This is a genomic window from Neobacillus sp. S1227, assembly GCF_055385255.1.
Genome location: NZ_AP038276.1, coordinates 2938398 through 2958630 on the forward strand (window position 1 = coordinate 2938398; position 20233 = coordinate 2958630).

A 20233-nucleotide genomic window follows, 5' to 3' on the forward strand; every position below is an offset into this window, starting at 1 on the left:
CTTCGCCTCTGTCTGCGCCTAACGGCTTGCCAATCGGCGAGTTTACACTTATCTCAGTCAAAGCCCTCCAGGCCATACGTTGCTAACCGGCCGCTTCCGCTTTTCGTTTTGGTTAAGTCCTCGATCGATTAGTATCAGTCAGCTCCACACGTCACCGCGCTTCCACCTCTGACCTATCAACCTGATCATCTTTCAGGGATCTTACTAGCTTGACGCTATGGGAAATCTCATCTCGAGGGGGGCTTCATGCTTAGATGCTTTCAGCACTTATCCCGTCCGCACATAGCTACCCAGCGATGCCTTTGGCAAGACAACTGGTACACCAGCGGTGCGTCCATCCCGGTCCTCTCGTACTAAGGACAGCTCCTCTCAAATTTCCTGCGCCCACGACGGATAGGGACCGAACTGTCTCACGACGTTCTGAACCCAGCTCGCGTACCGCTTTAATGGGCGAACAGCCCAACCCTTGGGACCGACTACAGCCCCAGGATGCGATGAGCCGACATCGAGGTGCCAAACCTCCCCGTCGATGTGGACTCTTGGGGGAGATAAGCCTGTTATCCCCAGGGTAGCTTTTATCCGTTGAGCGATGGCCCTTCCATGCGGAACCACCGGATCACTAAGCCCGACTTTCGTCCCTGCTCGACTTGTAGGTCTCGCAGTCAAGCTCCCTTGTGCCTTTACACTCTGCGAATGATTTCCAACCATTCTGAGGGAACCTTTGGGCGCCTCCGTTACATTTTAGGAGGCGACCGCCCCAGTCAAACTGCCCACCTGACACTGTCTCCCACCCCGATAAGGGGTGCGGGTTAGAATTTCAATACAGCCAGGGTAGTATCCCACCGACGCCTCCACCGAAGCTGGCGCTCCGGTTTCTCAGGCTCCTACCTATCCTGTACAAGCTGTACCAAAATTCAATATCAGGCTACAGTAAAGCTCCATGGGGTCTTTCCGTCCTGTCGCGGGTAACCTGCATCTTCACAGGTACTATAATTTCACCGAGTCTCTCGTTGAGACAGTGCCCAGATCGTTACGCCTTTCGTGCGGGTCGGAACTTACCCGACAAGGAATTTCGCTACCTTAGGACCGTTATAGTTACGGCCGCCGTTTACTGGGGCTTCGATTCAGAGCTTCGCGTGAGCTAACCCCTCCTCTTAACCTTCCAGCACCGGGCAGGCGTCAGCCCCTATACTTCGCCTTGCGGCTTTGCAGAGACCTGTGTTTTTGCTAAACAGTCGCCTGGGCCTATTCACTGCGGCTCTTCGGGGCTATTCACCCCAAAAAGCACCCCTTCTCCCGAAGTTACGGGGTCATTTTGCCGAGTTCCTTAACGAGAGTTCTCTCGCTCACCTTAGGATTCTCTCCTCGCCTACCTGTGTCGGTTTGCGGTACGGGCACCATTCATCTCGCTAGAGGCTTTTCTTGGCAGTGTGGAATCAGGAACTTCGGTACTATATTTCCCTCGGCATCACAGCTCAGCCTGATGAGAAGCGGATTTTCCTACTTCTCAGCCTAACTGCTTACACGCACATATCCAGCAGTGCGCTTACCCTATCCTCCTGCGTCCCCCCATCACTCAAACGATAAAGAGGTGGTACAGGAATATCAACCTGTTGTCCATCGCCTACGCCTTTCGGCCTCGGCTTAGGTCCCGACTAACCCTGAGCGGACGAGCCTTCCTCAGGAAACCTTAGGCATACGGTGGATGAGATTCTCACTCATCTTTCGCTACTCATACCGGCATTCTCACTTCTAAACGCTCCACCAGTCCTTACGGTCCAGCTTCAACGCCCTTAGAACGCTCTCCTACCGCGGACACCACATGGTGTCCACCCACAGCTTCGGTGATACGTTTAGCCCCGGTACATTTTCGGCGCAGAGTCACTCGACCAGTGAGCTATTACGCACTCTTTAAATGGTGGCTGCTTCTAAGCCAACATCCTGGTTGTCTAAGCAACTCCACATCCTTTTCCACTTAACGTATACTTTGGGACCTTAGCTGGTGGTCTGGGCTGTTTCCCTTTTGACTACGGATCTTATCACTCGCAGTCTGACTCCCACGGATAAGTCATTGGCATTCGGAGTTTGTCTGAATTCGGTAACCCGATGAGGGCCCCTAGTCCAAACAGTGCTCTACCTCCAAGACTCTAACTACGTGAGGCTAGCCCTAAAGCTATTTCGGAGAGAACCAGCTATCTCCAAGTTCGATTGGAATTTCTCCGCTACCCACACCTCATCCCCGCACTTTTCAACGTGCGTGGGTTCGGGCCTCCATCCAGTGTTACCTGGACTTCACCCTGGACATGGGTAGATCACCTGGTTTCGGGTCTACGACTACATACTATTTCGCCCTATTCAGACTCGCTTTCGCTGCGGCTCCGTCTCTTCAACTTAACCTCGCATGCAATCGTAACTCGCCGGTTCATTCTACAAAAGGCACGCCATCACCCATGAACGGGCTCTGACTACTTGTAGGCACACGGTTTCAGGTTCTCTTTCACTCCCCTTCCGGGGTGCTTTTCACCTTTCCCTCACGGTACTGGTTCACTATCGGTCACTAGGGAGTATTTAGCCTTGGGAGATGGTCCTCCCTGCTTCCGACCGGATTTCACGTGTCCGGCCGTACTCAGGATCCACTCAGGAGGGAACGAAGTTTCGACTACAGGGCTTTTACCTTCTATGGCCGGCCTTTCCAGACCGCTTCATCTACCCCGTTCCTTTGTAACTCCATGTTGAGTGTCCTACAACCCCGAAAGGCAAGCCTTTCGGTTTGGGCTGTTCCCGTTTCGCTCGCCGCTACTCAGGGAATCGCGTTTGCTTTCTCTTCCTCCGGGTACTTAGATGTTTCAGTTCCCCGGGTCTGCCATCAATACCCTATGTATTCAGGTAAAGATACTGTTCCATTACGAACAGTGGGTTTCCCCATTCGGAAATCTCCGGATCGGCGCTTACTTACAGCTCCCCGAAGCATATCGGTGTTAGTCCCGTCCTTCATCGGCTCCTAGTGCCAAGGCATTCACCGTGCGCCCTTTCTAACTTAACCTATAAGGTTTTTACTCTTAAAAATAAGAGAGAAAAACTAAAATGGCGATTACTCGGTTCTTACTTGGTTACTTCTTCTTTTACGATTATCTAGTTTTCAAAGAACGAAAGTTCTGAGAGATAATTCTCTCAAAACTAAACAAACAAGAAACAATCAAACAAACATGTATTGTCTGGCTCATAGGTCCAGCTTATATCCTTAGAAAGGAGGTGATCCAGCCGCACCTTCCGATACGGCTACCTTGTTACGACTTCACCCCAATCATCTGTCCCACCTTAGGCGGCTGGCTCCTTACGGTTACCCCACCGACTTCGGGTGTTACAAACTCTCGTGGTGTGACGGGCGGTGTGTACAAGGCCCGGGAACGTATTCACCGCGGCATGCTGATCCGCGATTACTAGCGATTCCGGCTTCATGCAGGCGAGTTGCAGCCTGCAATCCGAACTGAGAATGGTTTTATGGGATTGGCTTCACCTCGCGGCTTCGCTACCCTTTGTACCATCCATTGTAGCACGTGTGTAGCCCAGGTCATAAGGGGCATGATGATTTGACGTCATCCCCACCTTCCTCCGGTTTGTCACCGGCAGTCACCTTAGAGTGCCCAACTGAATGCTGGCAACTAAGATCAAGGGTTGCGCTCGTTGCGGGACTTAACCCAACATCTCACGACACGAGCTGACGACAACCATGCACCACCTGTCACTCTGTCCCCCGAAGGGGAAATTCCTATCTCTAGGAGTGTCAGAGGATGTCAAGACCTGGTAAGGTTCTTCGCGTTGCTTCGAATTAAACCACATGCTCCACCGCTTGTGCGGGCCCCCGTCAATTCCTTTGAGTTTCAGCCTTGCGGCCGTACTCCCCAGGCGGAGTGCTTAATGCGTTAGCTGCAGCACTAAAGGGCGGAAACCCTCTAACACTTAGCACTCATCGTTTACGGCGTGGACTACCAGGGTATCTAATCCTGTTTGCTCCCCACGCTTTCGCGCCTCAGCGTCAGTTACAGACCAGAAAGCCGCCTTCGCCACTGGTGTTCCTCCACATCTCTACGCATTTCACCGCTACACGTGGAATTCCGCTTTCCTCTTCTGCACTCAAGTCCCCCAGTTTCCAATGACCCTCCACGGTTGAGCCGTGGGCTTTTACATCAGACTTAAAGGACCGCCTGCGCGCGCTTTACGCCCAATAATTCCGGACAACGCTTGCCACCTACGTATTACCGCGGCTGCTGGCACGTAGTTAGCCGTGGCTTTCTGGTCAGGTACCGTCAAGGTACCGGCAGTTACTCCGATACTTGTTCTTCCCTGACAACAGAGCTTTACGACCCGAAGGCCTTCATCGCTCACGCGGCGTTGCTCCATCAGACTTTCGTCCATTGTGGAAGATTCCCTACTGCTGCCTCCCGTAGGAGTCTGGGCCGTGTCTCAGTCCCAGTGTGGCCGATCACCCTCTCAGGTCGGCTACGCATCGTCGCCTTGGTGAGCCGTTACCTCACCAACTAGCTAATGCGCCGCGGGCCCATCTGTAAGTGTCAGCCGAAACCGACTTTCAACCTTCCCTCATGCGAGGGAAGAAATTATCCGGTATTAGCTCCGGTTTCCCGAAGTTATCCCAGTCTTACAGGCAGGTTGCCCACGTGTTACTCACCCGTCCGCCGCTAACCACCAGGAGCAAGCTCCCAGTGATTCGCTCGACTTGCATGTATTAGGCACGCCGCCAGCGTTCGTCCTGAGCCAGGATCAAACTCTCCAAAAAAATGAGACTTCCGTCGCGGATGTTTTTCCCGTGATGGTTAGTCGAATTTTCCGGGTATTTACGGGCAGTTTATCCGAAGGATATTACTGCGCGTTAATACGGGGAAAAGTTGAGTTGATTAGCTCAAAATGTTACGTTGGCTCATGTTTTCTATTTATATAGAAGAAACATGATTATTATTGTTTGTTGACGTTTTTGTTTGTTTAGTTTTCAAAGAACTATCTATGCCGCTTGTACAAGAGACAAGAATTATATTATAACTCATATCTCTTAATCTAGCAACCATCAATTTCTTCCAAAACAAGAAGTTAATGATCTGTTTCAAAAGCGACATTAATTATTTTATCACATACCTTTTTACATTGCAAGAATTTTTTTTGATTTCATGAATCCAACAAAAAATGTATCATGTCTTTTGTCACTCGTGTAAGTGACGGATTTATAATATATCGCGATTTTCATGTATCATCAACCTGAAATTTTTTCCAAATAATGAACAATGTATGTGCTAAGAATTTATAAATGAAATGGGCTTATCTTATATAAGAAACTGTTGAAAAAAGCATTAGATAAAGAACTTTATGATGACCATCCAAATAAACTAACCATCAGGAGGGATGGTTGATGATATCAACATGGACGTTTTCACAAGAAATGTTAACTCTTTATTGCATGGCGGTTCTTGGGTTTATCCTGAGAAAAACAAACATTTTAAACAAAGAGGCCAACCATGTCCTAACCCAACTGATTCTATATGTTACATTGCCCGCACTCATTTTATTTTCATTGGATATTTCCTTTTCCTATTCCTTAAGTAAAGACTTCATTTGGCTTATCGCCATGTCGATGTATATCCTTACCCTTTCTATTATGTTAGCATTTTTAATGAATAAACACTCTCTGCTTCCAGAAAATCAAAAAAGTGTTTATGAAGGAATTATCATTTTTGGTAACCAAGGTTTTATCGGTTATGCAGTCACGTTTATTTTGTTTGGGCAAAATGGGATTGTTTATCTAACCGTATTTAATCTATATTATTTAATTCTCATTTGGACGTATGGGATTTTCCTGTTTACGAAGAACAAAGAAACGATGATCTGGCAAAATTTATTTTTAAATCCAGGCATTCTTTCCACCTTGACGGGGCTTGTGTTTTTATTTACTCCACTGAACTGGCCGGAGTCGATCTCAAATGGACTCGAAAGTGTTGGTAAAATGACCGTTCCACTTTCAATGATCCTAATAGGTTGTTTTATTGCAAATATGCAAACCAAGAATTTTTTCTTACTATTAAAAAATTCCTACTTATGGAAATCAGCCATAACTAAGCTTCTAATTATCCCATTTCTTCTATTACCCTTTGCTGCATTTTCTTTCTCTTTCCCAATCCTGGCTATTGCAGTAATTGTTTCAGGTATGCCATCTGCTCCAACAATCCCACTTTACGCACAAAAATATGGCGGCGATACTTTATTTGCATCATTTGGAGTAATTTTAACGACTTTGTTATGTATCATCACCATTCCACTTCTTTATTTTATTTGCCAAGTTTTTTATTATTCGATTTTTAGCCATTAAACGGAATTTATTCTTGAGTTATCCGAAATAAAATGGCTTTAGATTTTGCTACGAGTTCCTGTTTATCATTATAAATCAAACACTCGGCGTGGATTAAGTTCCTTCCCTGCTTATCTATCTGGGCTTTTGCAATCAAAGATTCGCCAGTTGCCGCTTTTAAAAATGACACATTTAAATCGACTGTTAACGCCTGCTGGATCCCATTATCTTTAGCTGGTATCAAGTTTGACATAGCTACATCAGCCAGCGATGAGATAACTCCCCCATGGACAACGCCTGCACTATTTAGGAATAAAGCTTGAATCGGCAATTGTATTTCTAAATGATCTTCATCTATTTTTTTGTACTTAAAACCTAGTAGTTCATCAAATGGCTGCTTTATAAACATCATGGCACCTCTTTAAATAGAATTAACATTTCGAATATTACATTAGTTTTTTTCATTCTGCAACAAATCTGATTAATTTAAAATGAATTGTCCACATAAAAAAGGGAAAGTTTCATCTTATTTGCTACCCTATTAGCCTAGTGCTATTATTTTTTCATACAAACAAAGAAGGGGTGGTGTGCATGGTTAATGAAATTATCTTAAATGATACTTCCATTCGTGTAGACAAATATAAAGAAGCGCTTGAGGACGGTATACATAAAATTTTTATTGAATTTAAAGTTACGAGCGAGGAATACCACAAAACTACAGTGTTGCTATATGAAGGGTCCTTTGATGTAAAAGTTCCTGAAACTGGTTTAGCGTTTAGAGGGACCATTCAACAATATTCCACTTCTGTTACGAACCTATATGAAAAAGGACAAGTAGGCATTTTTACATTGACTTTACTCGAAGTGAAGAATTAAGAAAGAAGGCATGGTGCAGTGAAATTAAGCATATTAGATTTATCTCCCATCTCCTCCAATCAAACAGCAAAAGAGGCATTGGATGAATCGTTGAAGCTAGCCCAAGCTGGAGATGAGCTAGGGTACACACGATATTGGATCTCCGAACATCATGATTTGCCAGGTCTCGCCTGCTCTGCCCCTGAAGTGATGATCAGTTATATTGGTGCCAATACCAAACGGATTCGCCTCGGTTCTGGGGCGGTTTTATTGCCGCATTATAAACCATATAAGGTGGCCGAGGTTTTCAATATGCTGGCTACCTTATATCCGAATCGTATTGATATAGGCATTGGGCGTGCACCGGGCGGTTCAGCGGAAGCAACGAATGCTTTATCCGATAACTTTTTACAACAGGTTTGGAAAATGCCTGACTTAGTAAAAGAACTGCTTCACTTTTTAAAAAATGATTTTCCTGAAGAACACGAGTTTTCAAAAGTAAAGGCCTCTCCCCTGCCGGAAGTGCCGCCGCTGCCGTGGATTCTTGGTACAAGTAAAAAAAGTGCCCTGCTTGCTGCTGAACACGGCTTGGCATATGCATTCGGCCAGTTCATGAGTGATAAAGACGGAGCAGAAATCATCCAACAATATCTTGATACCTTTCAACCTAACCAACACGGCCAAGCCCCTCAGGTATTGTTAACTGTTTACGTGGTTTGTGCGGAAACAACCGAAAAAGCAGAAGACATCGCGTTATGTAATTTAATTTGGTCATTGCAGAAGGAAAAAGGCGAAGGCAAATTTGTGCCCTCCATCGAGGAAGCAAAGCAAATTGAACTTAATGAAAAAGAACTAGAAAAAGTAGCAGCAATGAAACAGAAGATGATCATAGGCAATCCGCTAGAAGTAAAAAAGAAACTTGAGCAGTTACAAGCTTTATATAATGCAGATGAAATTATGATATTAACGATTACACATTCTCCGAAGGATCGCATCGAATCCTATCGACTCGTCGCGGAAAAAGTGCTTTTATAACTATCTAATATAGATATTAGAACATTGATACAAGAAAAGAGACCATCATTTCGATGGTCTCTTTAACTGAGTTTTTATTGTCTGGCCATTTTTCGTAATAATTGATTAAGAGAATTCAATTCCACTTCAATTTCAAATAGTCGTTTTTCCAACGGGGCTATGTTTCCATTTACATACTCTAATTTTTCTAGATTATGTTGCAGCTGTAGGTATTCATCTTTCAACTCTAAAATTTTATACTCAATCTGTTTTTTGTCCATTATCGGTTCACTCTCCATATGTCTTAAATCATCTTTTCATGATTACAAATTTGTTTTGTTTTCGCCACTAATCTGCCCAGCTGCTTTACTCCCCAAAAAAAGAACCGCCCGCAGGCGGCTGTACATTTAATTAACTACCTAGTAGTAGTTGCTAAAGTTGCTTCAGGTGTTGTTACCTTGTCATAGAAGTCAACGAATTTGTCACGCTCATCACTATTTCGATAAGCCATTGCCACCCGTGGATGCTCATTTAGGACACCAGAGATCATATAAGGAATGATATAGCCCCATTCCCATTTTTCTCTCATGTCTAACATGTGCTTTTCGATTACACCAAGTAACGGTTTAAGTTCATAGCTTGGTTTTTTTATGTAGCTGACTAGAAGCTCTGTATTGCAGTTTCCAGCCGCCCGTCCCATGCCGTAAACAGAGGAATCCAAGAAGGTAACCCCATTTTGATGTGCGGTCAATGTATTGGCAAATGCTAACTGCAAATTGTTATGAGTATGAATTCCAAGCTGCTTGTTAGGAAGCATTGCTTGAAACTTTTTCACTTGATGCGCAATATCTGCCGGGTCTAAGCTTCCAAAGGAGTCAACAATATACACAACATCTACTGGACTTTCTTTGACCATTTCCATTGCTTCAATAAGCTTCTGTTCAGGAACGCTGGATAATGCCATAATATTGAGCGTTGTCTCATAGCCTAAATCATGGAACATTTGGACAAGCTCCAAGCCCTTGTCCACTTCACGGATATAGCAGGCTACCCTGATCATATCCAACACACTTTGCTCACGAGGCAGGATATCGTTTGGGTCTACACGGCCAATATCTACTAAAGCAGATAGCTTCGTGAACTTTTTCTCAGGAATGATTTCCTTCAGGAAGTTATCATCAAGAAATCTCCATGGATTTGGCTCAGTTGCGTTTAGAAGTTTAGCAGAATTTTTGTAGCCAAGCTCCATATATTCAACGCCTGCCTCACTTAATCCATTATACAAGTCCTGGACAAATTCGACACTGAAGTCCCAATTGTTAACTAATCCCCCATCTCGGATTGTACAATCTAAAATTTTGCTGCGATGTTCCATAATTTTAAATACCCCCTGTGGTTATGCCCATTTGACATAATTTGAATATATATACCATGAATCCTTTAAAGGTGTCAAACTGACATGTCTAGAAATACTTGGGTTTTTCTATCTCTTGGCTCCAAGACTTTGACGCCGCATTTGTCTATTTCTTTGCAATTCACTTTGTTTCCATATGTATTTTTGCATATATAACCTAAGCACGTCACTCATTGACTTTCCATTTCTTTCGACAGCATCACTAAAACTTTGTAAGATCTGTTCTGGTATTTCAAAATTTACAGCTACATTTTTGTTTCTTTGTTTTTTGCACATTGATATACCTCCTGTCAGACCGATAAATGTATTTTTACTGGCTAATCACAAAGGGGCGAATATTTAGAATATTTGTATAGAACCTATCATATCAGGTGAAAACGCGTACATTTTTATATATTTTTCGACAAATTGCGACATAATTATGAGATCAAGATGTTTGTGGAGGGTCTTATGCTAATGAAGCATGAGATCCGTCCCCGTGCATCACCTCTTGACATAATTGTTCAACAGGTGTAACTTAATTTTTAGTTAAATATTTTTGAATATTCTTATCAAGAGAGGTGGAGGGACTGGCCCTTTGAAGCCTCGGCAGCAGACACGTTAGTACTGTGCCAATTCCAGAAGCGATTTGCTTGAAGATAAGAAGAGATCTAGTAATGTCTATTACCCCCCTCTTCTTAATTTTTGAGAAGAGGGTTTTTTATTACACCGAGAAAGAAGGAATAATTAATGACAACAACACTAGTTAAAACTCCATTCAAAGCCGACCATGTTGGAAGCTTTCTTCGTACAGAACCGATTAAAGAAGCTAGAAAGGCTTTTGCCAATGGGGAAATTGAAGCAGCAGCCCTGAAGGCGGTTGAGGATAAAGAAATTGAGAAATTGGTTCAAAACCAAATTGAGGCTGGCCTAAAATCCATCACAGATGGTGAATTTAGACGTTCATGGTGGCACTTGGATTTCTTGGCTGGTTTGGAAGGTGTAGAGTTCTTTGAAAATGAATATATCAGCAGCTTTAAGGGTGCCCAAACAAGAAATAGCGCTATTAAAGTTGTTGGTAAAGTAGACTTTAATGATCATTATATGCTGGAGCATTTCAAGTTTTTAAAACAGGCAGTTGAAAAATATGGTGATGGCAGTCAAGTTGCAAAGTTCTCCATTCCAAGCCCGAATATGTTATTTACTCGAATTCAGGGTGATGAATATTACAATGGTAACAATGAGCAGTTTTTTAAGGATACTGTTGCTGCTTATCAAAAAGCCATCCAGGCTTTCTATGATGCAGGCTGTCGTTACTTGCAATTAGACGACACATCCTGGATTGATTTTGTTTCAGAAGAGCGGATCAAGGCAGTGATAGAAAAAGTTGGCTTAGATGTACATGAAATCATTAAAACAAGAGTAAGTGCAATTAATGAAACCATTGCCAATAAGCCGGAAGATTTGACTATAACCATGCATATTTGCCGCGGAAACTTCAGATCCACCTACATCACAAGCGGCGGGTACGATCAAATTTCCGATGCCATTTTCGCTGAGTTAAATGTGGATGGGCTATTCTTAGAGTATGATGATCAGCGCTCTGGTGACTTCGAACCTTTAAAAGGCTTCAAGTGTCCTAACCTAACCGTTGTACTAGGATTATTTACATCTAAATTCCCAGAACTCGAGGATCCAGAATCCATAAAAGCGCGAATTAAAGAAGCCAGTCAATTCATTCCTCTGGAAAACTTGGCAGTTAGCCCTCAATGCGGTTTTGCCAGCACGGAAGAAGGAAATATATTAACTGAAGAAGAGCAATGGAATAAGATTAAACATGTAGTGACTATTGCTAAGGATGTTTGGGGTACCATTTAAATCCACTCGGAAAGGCCGCCTTCCATTTATATTATGAAAGACGGCCTTTTTTATTAAATAGTTTCCTAATTTAGTTGTTTGTTCCTACTTTTAAGAATTTCCAAATATACATTAATCTGTTAACATAGAATGATAAAATCCAAGAAAACTAGATTGCATATATATAACTGGAGGAATAACTTATATATGGGGGAATTCATACACAAGCCAGAGGATAATCAACAAGTGCTTTCTCGTTCTAAACGAGTATGGATGGCAATCGTACTCGGTTCACTTGCAGCATTTGGACCTTTATCCATTGATATGTATTTACCGGCCCTGCCAAATATCGCGAAAGATTTCGATACAAACGCATCTTCTGTTCAACTCAGTCTGTCGCTTTTCGTGCTCGGTTTAGCTTCGGGACAACTGCTCACTGGTCCTATCAGTGATGTAACTGGCCGCCGAAAACCACTTTTAGTTGGCTTAATGATTTATTTTATCGTGTCACTTTTATGCGTATTTAGTCCTTCCGTTTGGGGATTGATTATCTTAAGGCTTATACAGGGCTTTGCTGGATCAGCAGGAATTGTGATTTCAAGGGCGATTGTCAGAGATTTATATTCAGGAACTGAATTAACCAAGTTTTTTGCACTCCTTGCATTGGTGAACGGGCTGGCCCCTATCCTCGCTCCGATCGTGGGTGCGCAGCTGCTTAAGGCCGTTCCTTGGCAAGGCGTCTTCATTGTTTTAAGTATCATTGGAATCGCAATGTTTTTTGTCATTCTGTTTGGCTTGCCGGAAACGCTGCCTAAAGAAAAGCGTTCGGCAGGAGGAATGAAGAATACATTTAGCCCTTTTTTAAAATTAATCAAAAATCGAAGCTTTATGGGCTATGCTTTGGCGCAGGGCTTAGTCTTTGCTGGCATGTTCGCATACATTTCGGGTTCACCCTTTGTTGTTCAAGATATTTATGGTGCCTCCCCGCAAATGTTTAGCTTGATCTTTGCAATCAACGCCATTGGGATCATGATCATGAGTCAAACGACAGGCAGGTTGGCAGGAAGAGTCCCTGAAGCTAAACTGTTCAAAGTTGGATTGGGAATGTCCGCAACAGGCGGGATTATTTTACTGCTTCTTTTACTTTTTCAGGCGAAGCTAATTTTCGTTTTGATTCCATTATTTTTCGTTGTATCCAGTGTAGGAATGGTAAATACAGCAGGATTTTCCCTTGCCATGCAAACACAAGGGAAAAATGCAGGAAGTGCTTCTGCCTTACTGGGTGTTACTTCATTTACCTTTGGCGGTTTTGTCGCTCCCCTGGTTGGAATAGGCGGCGGACAGACGGCCATTCCGATGGGTGTGGTGATTGTTTGTGCCGGTTGTGGCGCAGTGCTATTGTATTTGATTTTAGTAAAGGGAAACCTTATAAAGTTGAAAAATAAGGTTCGCAATTGACAATTGTAAAATCGAAAATTCACTCTTTCCGACGTCAATTCTATTCAAAGCAGCAATAATATTTTTGAAAACAGCTCTTTTTCTCATCATATCTTTTAAAAAACGACCTTCCATTCGTTGGAAGGTCGTTTTTTCTATTTCCCTTCAAACCAGCGGCGTGCGTTATCGACCATCATCAGGTTAATTTGTTCTTCCGTTACTCCACTCGCTTTCAATTCTGGAATAATCTCTTCAAGCACAAATGTCATCGTCCATTTCGGGACCATTTGCTCGGTCGCTCCCTCAGGATACCAATCAATCGAGCAGCAATGATCCTGTGATAAAAACATGCGGTCCGCATAGCCTTGCTTCGCCAATTCGATAACGGTTGTGTTTCTATTTTCAGTTGCACATTCAGCGGTTAACCCATAACGGTCCATGCCAATAAATACGCCATGGTCGAGCACCTTCAATATGTACTCCATGTTATCTGTATCTCCCGTATGCCCGATCAGAATCCGCTTCGGCTCAACTCCCTCTTCAAGAAGAATGTCAATTTGCTTTAAGCCGGTTCCGGTTCCTGGATGAGAATGCGTCATAATCGGTACATCCGTCCGTTTTTGAGCTCGAGCAACTGCGCGAATAACCTTCTCAACATCAGGGGTGACCCCTTGTGCATCCGTGGCACATTTTAAGAATCCAGCTTTAATGGATGTGTTCTGAATACCGACTTCAATATCGCGGACAAACAAATCTGCCATATAGTCGATATCACGATTTTGGAAATGAGGTGGGATATAGTGATAGGAGTAAATTCCTGTTGCGGCGATGATTTGAACCCCCGTTTCACGGGAGACTCTCTCAATAAAGCGGATGTCACGCCCAAGTTCCATGACGGTTGGATCACAAATGGTTTTCACACCGAGTGCTTTTGCTTTGTTAACTTGTACCACTGCTCTAGCGAAGTCCTTCTCCTCATCATACAAATGGGGAAACTGCACGAAAACAGATTCAGAGAGAACACGCATGTGCTCGTGGATTAGCGTTAAACCTAGTTCAGAAGAATCGACTTGTCCTGTAACAGAATTAATAAGTGTCATTCCATACTCCCCTTTCACCCTCGGTCCATTGAAATTTTAAAAAAAATAATCCATAACCTAAGTCTGTAGCAACATAATGTTAACGCTTTCAATTCGGTGCATAAAAAAAGGCATATCTGGTACTTATCTCTTTCTCCACTTTTAAAAGATTATGAATCATCTGATAGTTATAGTACCAAGCCTTTTCCTGTAAAGTCAATTATTTTTTTGTAAAAAATTCCAAAACCGTTAATAATCTAGAATTCTTGCAGTTTATTATTTTTCTGCGAAAAAAATTAACCCAATTACTAGAATATTCTGTTATTTATGTATTATTATTATAGTTGTAACCGATTTCAACAGAAGTTTTTAAAAAATTTATTTGGTGGTGATTTGTTTAATGTTTACACGTCATTTTGAATTCTGGCCGGAACGGCTGCCGAAAACTTTACCAATACCTGAATCAACCATTTACGACAACCTGGATATGACGACAAAGCGTTATCCGAATAAGACGGCAATTATTTATTACGGTACGGAAATCACCTATAAACAACTTCACGCAGAAGTAAACAAACTAGCAGGATATCTGCAGAAAGAGCTTGGTGTAGCAAAAGGTGACCGCGTGATGCTGTACATGCAAAATTCACCACAATATATTATCGCATTTTACGCGATATTACGGGCGGACGCTGTCGTGGTGCCAATTAATCCAATGAATGTGAAGGATGAAGTAGCATTTTATTTATCAGATTGTGATGCCAAAGTGGCGATTGCAGGGCAAGAATTAATTCCGGAAATTGAGCCGTGTTTTGGAATCACTCCCCTGAAGCAGATTATTGTTGCAGCCTATTCGGACTATGCCCAAACTGATTTGGACTATACTGTCCCTCCTGCCGTGGCTGCTCCAAAAGAAAGATTTGAATCCTTAGCAATTATTGATTGGGATGAAGCTATAACAGTAGGCCTAGAAGCGAATCCTAGCCAGGCCGCATGTGATGATTTATGCTGCCTCCCTTATACTTCGGGAACGACCGGCAAACCAAAGGGCTGCATGCACACACATAAAACCTTGCAATCTACTCTTCTTGGCGGAATTGTATGGTCGCAGTCAACACCTGCTGATGTTGGTTTGTCAACACTTCCCCTTTTCCATGTGACCGGACTGCAGCATAACATGAATGGGCCGATCTATCTTGGTTCCACGATGGTGATGATGACGCGCTGGGACCGGGATGTTGCCTTAAAATTGATCGATCGCTATCGGTGCACAAGATGGACGAACATTTCAACGATGGTCGTTGATTTATTGGCGCACCCAAATCTCAAAGACTATTCAATCGATTCCCTGAAGATGATTAGCGGCGGCGGTGCTCCCCTTCCTGAAGCAGTCGGACAAAAGCTTTTAGAGCTGACAGGGCTTCGCTATGTAGAAGGCTACGGGCTAACCGAGACCATTTCACAAACACATCAAAATCCAGTTGACCGGCCAAAGATGCAGTGCTTGGGAGTACCGCAGTTTGATGTGGACGCCCGCGTCGTTGATCCCAACACATTGAAAGAATTAGGCCCTAACCAACAAGGTGAAATCATTGTCAATGGACCGCAAGTGTTAAAAGGCTACTGGAACAGGCCTGAGGAAACCAAGAATTCCTTTGTCACGATTGAAGGGAAGGAATTTTTCCGGACTGGCGACATCGGCCGCTATGATGAAGAAGGCTATTTCTTCCTAGTCGACCGGGTCAAACGCATGATCAATGCCTCCGGTTTCAAGGTATGGCCTGCGGAAGTGGAAAATACTTTGTATAAACACTCATCCGTGCAGAACGCCTGCGTTATCGGTGTTCCCGACCCTAGACGCGGTGAGACCGTTAAGGCGTTCATCGTGCTGAACTCTCAAGGAAAAGGAACTTTGGAAGAGGAAATTATCGCCTGGTCCAAAGAACACATGGCCGCCTATAAAGTTCCGAGGATTGTTCAATTTTTAGATGAACTGCCGATGTCAGGAAGCGGAAAAATCCTGTGGAGAAAGCTGCAGGAGATGGAAGAGGCGAAAGTGAAATAAGATTAGGATTCCGTTTTGATTTGTTTTCTTTCTAAATGACATAAGGAGTGACGTATGAATTGGCATACGTCATTTTCTTGTTACATCAAGTTTATAAAATTCTGTCGAACCGTTATCTTTCCTTTATATTAAATACTTCTTCTTCAGTAAGAAATTAAATGTTATGGATTTGTCTAATGAGCTACATAAATCTATTGTATCGGGTAATGAGAGATATTCATTTAACTAGTTTCTTATAATCCAGCAAAATTATGAGAACTTTCTCTCCCCCATAGCATTGGAACATGACCAATTTTATTAGCATACTAATCTATAAATGTGCCCCATCGATTGCATCCCAAAACATAAATTCTCATTATTATCTTCTTTATCGTTATTATTCTTTATTCATTTTATCATTTTTTCAATAAAAGGAATGTCCACGAATGAAGCAGACTCTAATAGTTAAATTCAACTACATAGGCATTATTCCTTTTTCAACTCTGCTCTCCTTTCAGGAAGTTTATCAGCAAATTTTATCAAATATTGTTGGTATAAGGCTCTTTTCGTAAAGTTTGTTGTTTTTGGGAATAACACTGTCCGTTCCTTTCCGCTACAGGCGCTCAGCAAACCCGCGGGGAGGAAATCGAGCCTCCTCGACGTTCCGTCTGCGGGGTCTCGACCTTTCCTCTATTTCCCGCAGGAGTCAAGCGCCTTTTGCTCCAATCCACTCGGTGTTTTCAATATAGTTAAAAGCAACAATCTCTGAGAAAAGAGCCTTGTATAAAATGCTAAAAGCAGTGAGATTTCGAAAGAGAACTCCACTGCTTTCATCTTTGTTTTTACTGCTTTTTCCTTTGCGGCTACTTCAAAATTGAACGGTTTACAAAATCAGACGAATTTTTTGCAGTAATTTTGTCATTTTAACTTTTATTTAATAAGTCTTCTCTAAACTGAGGAGCCTTTTTTCCGAAACAAACCAAGGATTCAAATAGTTCATCTGATACACTAAAGTTCGCTAGAATCCCTTTATCCTCCGACCGATCAAATTTTAAACGAATCCACTGCTCCACTGCCAAAACCCGGCGCGCATCCTGCTTCTGATTTAGATCGTATTGGGCTTCTTCAAGCAGATAAACCCCAGAGAAAACATCATACATAATGTCCGCTAATTTTTTCGCTAATGCATTTTGTGTGTAATCATCCTGGTTTAAAACATGGTCTATTAACCCTTCAAGACGGTCTACTTCTTTATTAAAAAATGATGTTAAATCTAGTACAGCTGGATGAGAAATAGTATTTAATACATTCCTTAGATTGTTAACGAATACACTACTGCCAACCTTCGATAGCGTTTTCAACACTTCGAGGGATTGGATATTTGCTGTTCCCTCCCATACAGGATTGACAATGGCATCGCGAATTAACCGTGGTGTTACGTATTCCTCAATATACCCATTGCCGCCGTGCAGTTCTAAGGCGTCTTTGGCAGCAGAAACCCCCAATTCGCTGCCACGATATTTTAATAAAGAAAGCAATATGCGTAACAAAGTATAATTATTTTCATTTCTACGATCATACGTGTGCACTTCGTCGAAAAGTTTTATGGTTTGTGCTGCTGCAGCCCAACCCGCTTCTATTTCTGTGATCATATTAACCAATGTTTCTCTGACCATTGGGTATTTGTTAATTGTTTGACCAAATGCTTCCCGATGAGAAGTATAAATGGCAGCTTCTAGAAAACCTCTTCTTGCAATAGCAATGCCGCTTAATCCAGTCCCAAGCCGGGAAACATTCAAAGCCTCGGCCATATATTTGAAGCCTTTTTCTTCCTCGCCAATCAGGTATCCAATTGCATTATTTAAAATCAACTCACCACTGGCAACCGCCCGAACACCTAGTTTGTCTTTCAGACGACGAATCGTTACATTATTTCTATTTCCATTAGGTAAGGTACGTGGAACTAGGAACAGACCCAAACCTTTCGTAGATGGCTTATCATTGACGCGCGCTAACACAATGGCTACTTCAGCATCACAGTTACTGGCAAACCACTTTTCACCAGATATCAAATAATGATCACCATTTTTAATCGCTTTAGTTTGGGCTGCACCTACATCGGAACCACCTTGAATTTCTGTTAAAAACGTAGCACCTTCAGCAAAATTGTCAGAATCCCATGATGCGAGACGGGATAAATACTCGGCTTTCTGCTGTTCTGAACCAAACTTTTCGAGAACAAAAGCAGTAGATTGGGATAAACCAACTGGACAAGTAAACCCAGGTTCAGTTTCACACATTAAATATATCAAAATGGAATTAACGAAAAATGGAATCTTTTCAGGTGCATTTTGATCGTAACGATAGGCGACAACACCCGTTCCATACCCATCCTTGACGGTTTGCTTGTACCCTTCGTTATACCATACTTCATTACTTTCTTCGCCTTTCTTATTATACCTGATTAATTTTGGGGCACCTTCGCGATCAGTATGAACAGCCCTAATGTCCATAGGACCTGCCGCAAGGGCACCTGTTTTTTTAAATTGTTCCTGGACGTATTGAAGGACATCCTCTGATAAGTAGCGTTCTCCATACCTTGTTAAAATGGGATCATCACTAAACCAATTCGCATCTTTCCCGCTTTCCCACAAGGAATAATCGATTTTTGTTTCTACCTTGACCATAGATTTTTTCATCCCCTGCATCTCCCTTACTAGATGTTTTAAAATTTTCCCACTTGCACTGTGTGGCAGCTCGTTCACAATCGAATAAATACGTGGAATTTTATAATCTGCTAGATATCCAGACAGGTACTTCTTCAATTCCTTTTCATCTATCATTTGGTCCTCATTGAGAACAATCACCGCCTTGACGGTTTCCCCCCATACAGGATCTGGAACACCTACAACACATGCTTGATAAACGGCTGGATGCTTGGCAAGAACTTCCTCTATTTCGCGAGGATAAACATTTACTCCCCCAGGAATAATTACATCCTTTTTCCTATCAACAATAAATAAGTAGCCATCATCATCTTTGTAAGCAATATCCCCTGTATAAAGCCACCCGTCCTTTACTGTTTGATCTGTTGCAGAAGGGTTATTGTAATAGCCAAGCATCACCGAAGGACCTTTTAATAGGACCTCACCATATTCCCCAACTTTTGATTCAGTCCCATCCTCTCGAACAATCTTCATTTCCATATTTAAGGCAGGGTTTTTCCCTATACTCCCCCTTTTGTGCGCATGTTCATGAGGTCTAAGTAAACATCCGTTGGGTCCCGCCTCGGTCAATCCATATACCTGATAAAAGTTTTTATTATGAAATTTTTCTGTGACAAATTCATAGGTAGCAAGCGGCATGGCACTCCCGCCATACGCAAACGTTTTCATGCTGGACAAATCAAATTCGTGGACATTCTTTTCTTTAGAAGCTAGCAAATAAGCAACTGGTGCAGCAAACGTAAAGGTTGTTTTTTCATCATGAATCCATTTCAAGAAGGACTGAGGTGTAAAATCATCAATAACAAAGGAAGCTCCGGCGTATAGAGGGCCAATGAAGTAACAATTTAATGGAGCGGAATGGGATAATGGCATAATAGTTAAGATTTTATCTTCGTTAGTAAACTCAAATTCTACTGTCATTCCATAGGCAAGTGATATTATTTTTTCATGTGTAAAAACCACTCCCTTAGGAACACCGGTAGTACCAGAAGTAAACAATATTTCGCAAATGTCACCCGATTCAATATCCAAATCTAAATTTTCATGTTCCATGAATCTTGATTTTTCCATCATTCCTTGAATATCAAATACAAATGAAGATGACCAATCTTGTTTGGTTTCATCCACCTTGCCTTGAAAATCTTTATTAAAAATAATTCCGTCTGCCTGAATACTATTCAAAATAGCACTGATTTCACTTGGCGTTAATTTATTATTGATTGGCATTGGGATGGCGCCTAGTTTTAACACAGAGAAAAATGAGTATAAGAAATATTCGTCGTTCCTTGAGATAAGGGCAATGCGATGCCCTTTTTTAACACCTTGCTCACGTAAATAACGCGCACATTGATTGGTACTTTGATTCATTTCGGAATATGTAATGCGATCTGTTTTTGTGATAAATGCCTCTTTGTTCGGATAAACACTTGCATTTCTCTCTAATAATCCGTGAATGGTACTCATTTTTTCCTCCTG

At 42.5% G+C, this 20233-nt stretch carries 12 protein-coding genes, 2 rRNA genes and 1 riboswitch; of the genes, 6 read left to right on the forward strand and 8 right to left on the reverse strand.

Going from position 1 to position 20233, the window contains the following annotated elements:
* Window positions 1–108 precede the first annotated feature (108 nt).
* Together ACZ5AE_RS14875 and ACZ5AE_RS14880 are read right to left on the reverse strand one after the other, a co-directional pair.
* Window positions 109–3043, reverse strand: a 23S ribosomal RNA gene (locus tag ACZ5AE_RS14875).
* Between the two features lie 202 nt (window positions 3044–3245).
* A 16S ribosomal RNA gene (locus tag ACZ5AE_RS14880) occupies window positions 3246–4795 on the reverse strand.
* The 16S and 23S rRNA genes sit together here, the layout of an rRNA operon.
* Before the next feature lie 624 nt (window positions 4796–5419).
* On the opposite strand from ACZ5AE_RS14880, the gene ACZ5AE_RS14885 reads away from it, so the two are divergent.
* The gene (locus tag ACZ5AE_RS14885) at window positions 5420–6373 is read left to right on the forward strand and encodes an AEC family transporter (RefSeq protein WP_464565069.1); all 954 of its coding nucleotides are present in this window, start codon (window positions 5420–5422) and stop codon (window positions 6371–6373) included.
* Window positions 6374–6380: 7 nt separating this feature from the next.
* Here ACZ5AE_RS14885 and ACZ5AE_RS14890 read toward each other — a convergent pair whose 3' ends face one another.
* Window positions 6381–6764, reverse strand: a complete 384-nt coding sequence (locus tag ACZ5AE_RS14890; protein ID WP_464565070.1) for a PaaI family thioesterase — start codon at window positions 6762–6764, stop codon at window positions 6381–6383.
* A gap of 179 nt (window positions 6765–6943) precedes the next feature.
* Here ACZ5AE_RS14890 and ACZ5AE_RS14895 point away from each other — a divergent pair, with 179 nt between their 5' ends.
* Together ACZ5AE_RS14895 and ACZ5AE_RS14900 are read left to right on the forward strand one after the other, a co-directional pair.
* On the forward strand, window positions 6944–7228 hold the full coding sequence (locus ACZ5AE_RS14895) for a DUF3219 family protein (protein ID WP_464565072.1): 285 nt from the start codon (window positions 6944–6946) through the stop codon (window positions 7226–7228).
* Window positions 7229–7246: 18 nt separating this feature from the next.
* Complete coding sequence (locus tag ACZ5AE_RS14900) at window positions 7247–8242, forward strand: LLM class flavin-dependent oxidoreductase (RefSeq protein ID WP_464565074.1); 996 nt, start codon at window positions 7247–7249, stop codon at window positions 8240–8242.
* A 74-nt stretch (window positions 8243–8316) separates the two neighbouring features.
* Here ACZ5AE_RS14900 and ACZ5AE_RS14905 read toward each other — a convergent pair whose 3' ends face one another.
* From ACZ5AE_RS14905 to ACZ5AE_RS14915, 3 genes are all read right to left on the reverse strand, one after another.
* Window positions 8317–8520, reverse strand: coding sequence for an SE1832 family protein (locus tag ACZ5AE_RS14905; protein ID WP_464565076.1), 204 nt, complete (start codon window positions 8518–8520; stop codon window positions 8317–8319).
* Window positions 8521–8636: 116 nt separating this feature from the next.
* The gene (locus tag ACZ5AE_RS14910) at window positions 8637–9596 is read right to left on the reverse strand and encodes an aldolase catalytic domain-containing protein (protein ID WP_464565077.1); all 960 of its coding nucleotides are present in this window, start codon (window positions 9594–9596) and stop codon (window positions 8637–8639) included.
* A 108-nt stretch (window positions 9597–9704) separates the two neighbouring features.
* Window positions 9705–9911, reverse strand: a complete 207-nt coding sequence (locus ACZ5AE_RS14915) for a hypothetical protein (protein WP_464565079.1) — start codon at window positions 9909–9911, stop codon at window positions 9705–9707.
* Window positions 9912–10180: 269 nt separating this feature from the next.
* Window positions 10181–10280, forward strand: a riboswitch (SAM riboswitch).
* A gap of 84 nt (window positions 10281–10364) precedes the next feature.
* On the opposite strand from ACZ5AE_RS14915, the gene ACZ5AE_RS14920 reads away from it, so the two are divergent.
* Window positions 10365–11492 (forward strand): 5-methyltetrahydropteroyltriglutamate--homocysteine S-methyltransferase, encoded by a 1128-nt coding sequence (locus ACZ5AE_RS14920; protein WP_464565081.1) that lies wholly within the window; start codon window positions 10365–10367, stop codon window positions 11490–11492.
* 186 nt (window positions 11493–11678) lie between these two features.
* Window positions 11679–12929 (forward strand): multidrug effflux MFS transporter, encoded by a 1251-nt coding sequence (locus ACZ5AE_RS14925; RefSeq protein WP_464565083.1) that lies wholly within the window; start codon window positions 11679–11681, stop codon window positions 12927–12929.
* Between the two features lie 134 nt (window positions 12930–13063).
* Here the strand turns inward: ACZ5AE_RS14925 and ACZ5AE_RS14930 are convergent, their stop codons facing one another.
* On the reverse strand, window positions 13064–14008 hold the full coding sequence (locus tag ACZ5AE_RS14930) for a phosphotriesterase family protein (RefSeq protein WP_464565085.1): 945 nt from the start codon (window positions 14006–14008) through the stop codon (window positions 13064–13066).
* Between the two features lie 379 nt (window positions 14009–14387).
* Between ACZ5AE_RS14930 and ACZ5AE_RS14935 the strand changes: the two genes are divergently transcribed.
* The gene (locus ACZ5AE_RS14935; protein WP_464565087.1) at window positions 14388–16052 is read left to right on the forward strand and encodes a long-chain fatty acid--CoA ligase; all 1665 of its coding nucleotides are present in this window, start codon (window positions 14388–14390) and stop codon (window positions 16050–16052) included.
* 902 nt (window positions 16053–16954) lie between these two features.
* Here the strand turns inward: ACZ5AE_RS14935 and ACZ5AE_RS14940 are convergent.
* Window positions 16955–20221 (reverse strand): AMP-binding protein, encoded by a 3267-nt coding sequence (locus tag ACZ5AE_RS14940; RefSeq protein WP_464565089.1) that lies wholly within the window; start codon window positions 20219–20221, stop codon window positions 16955–16957.
* Window positions 20222–20233: the final 12 nt, after the last annotated feature.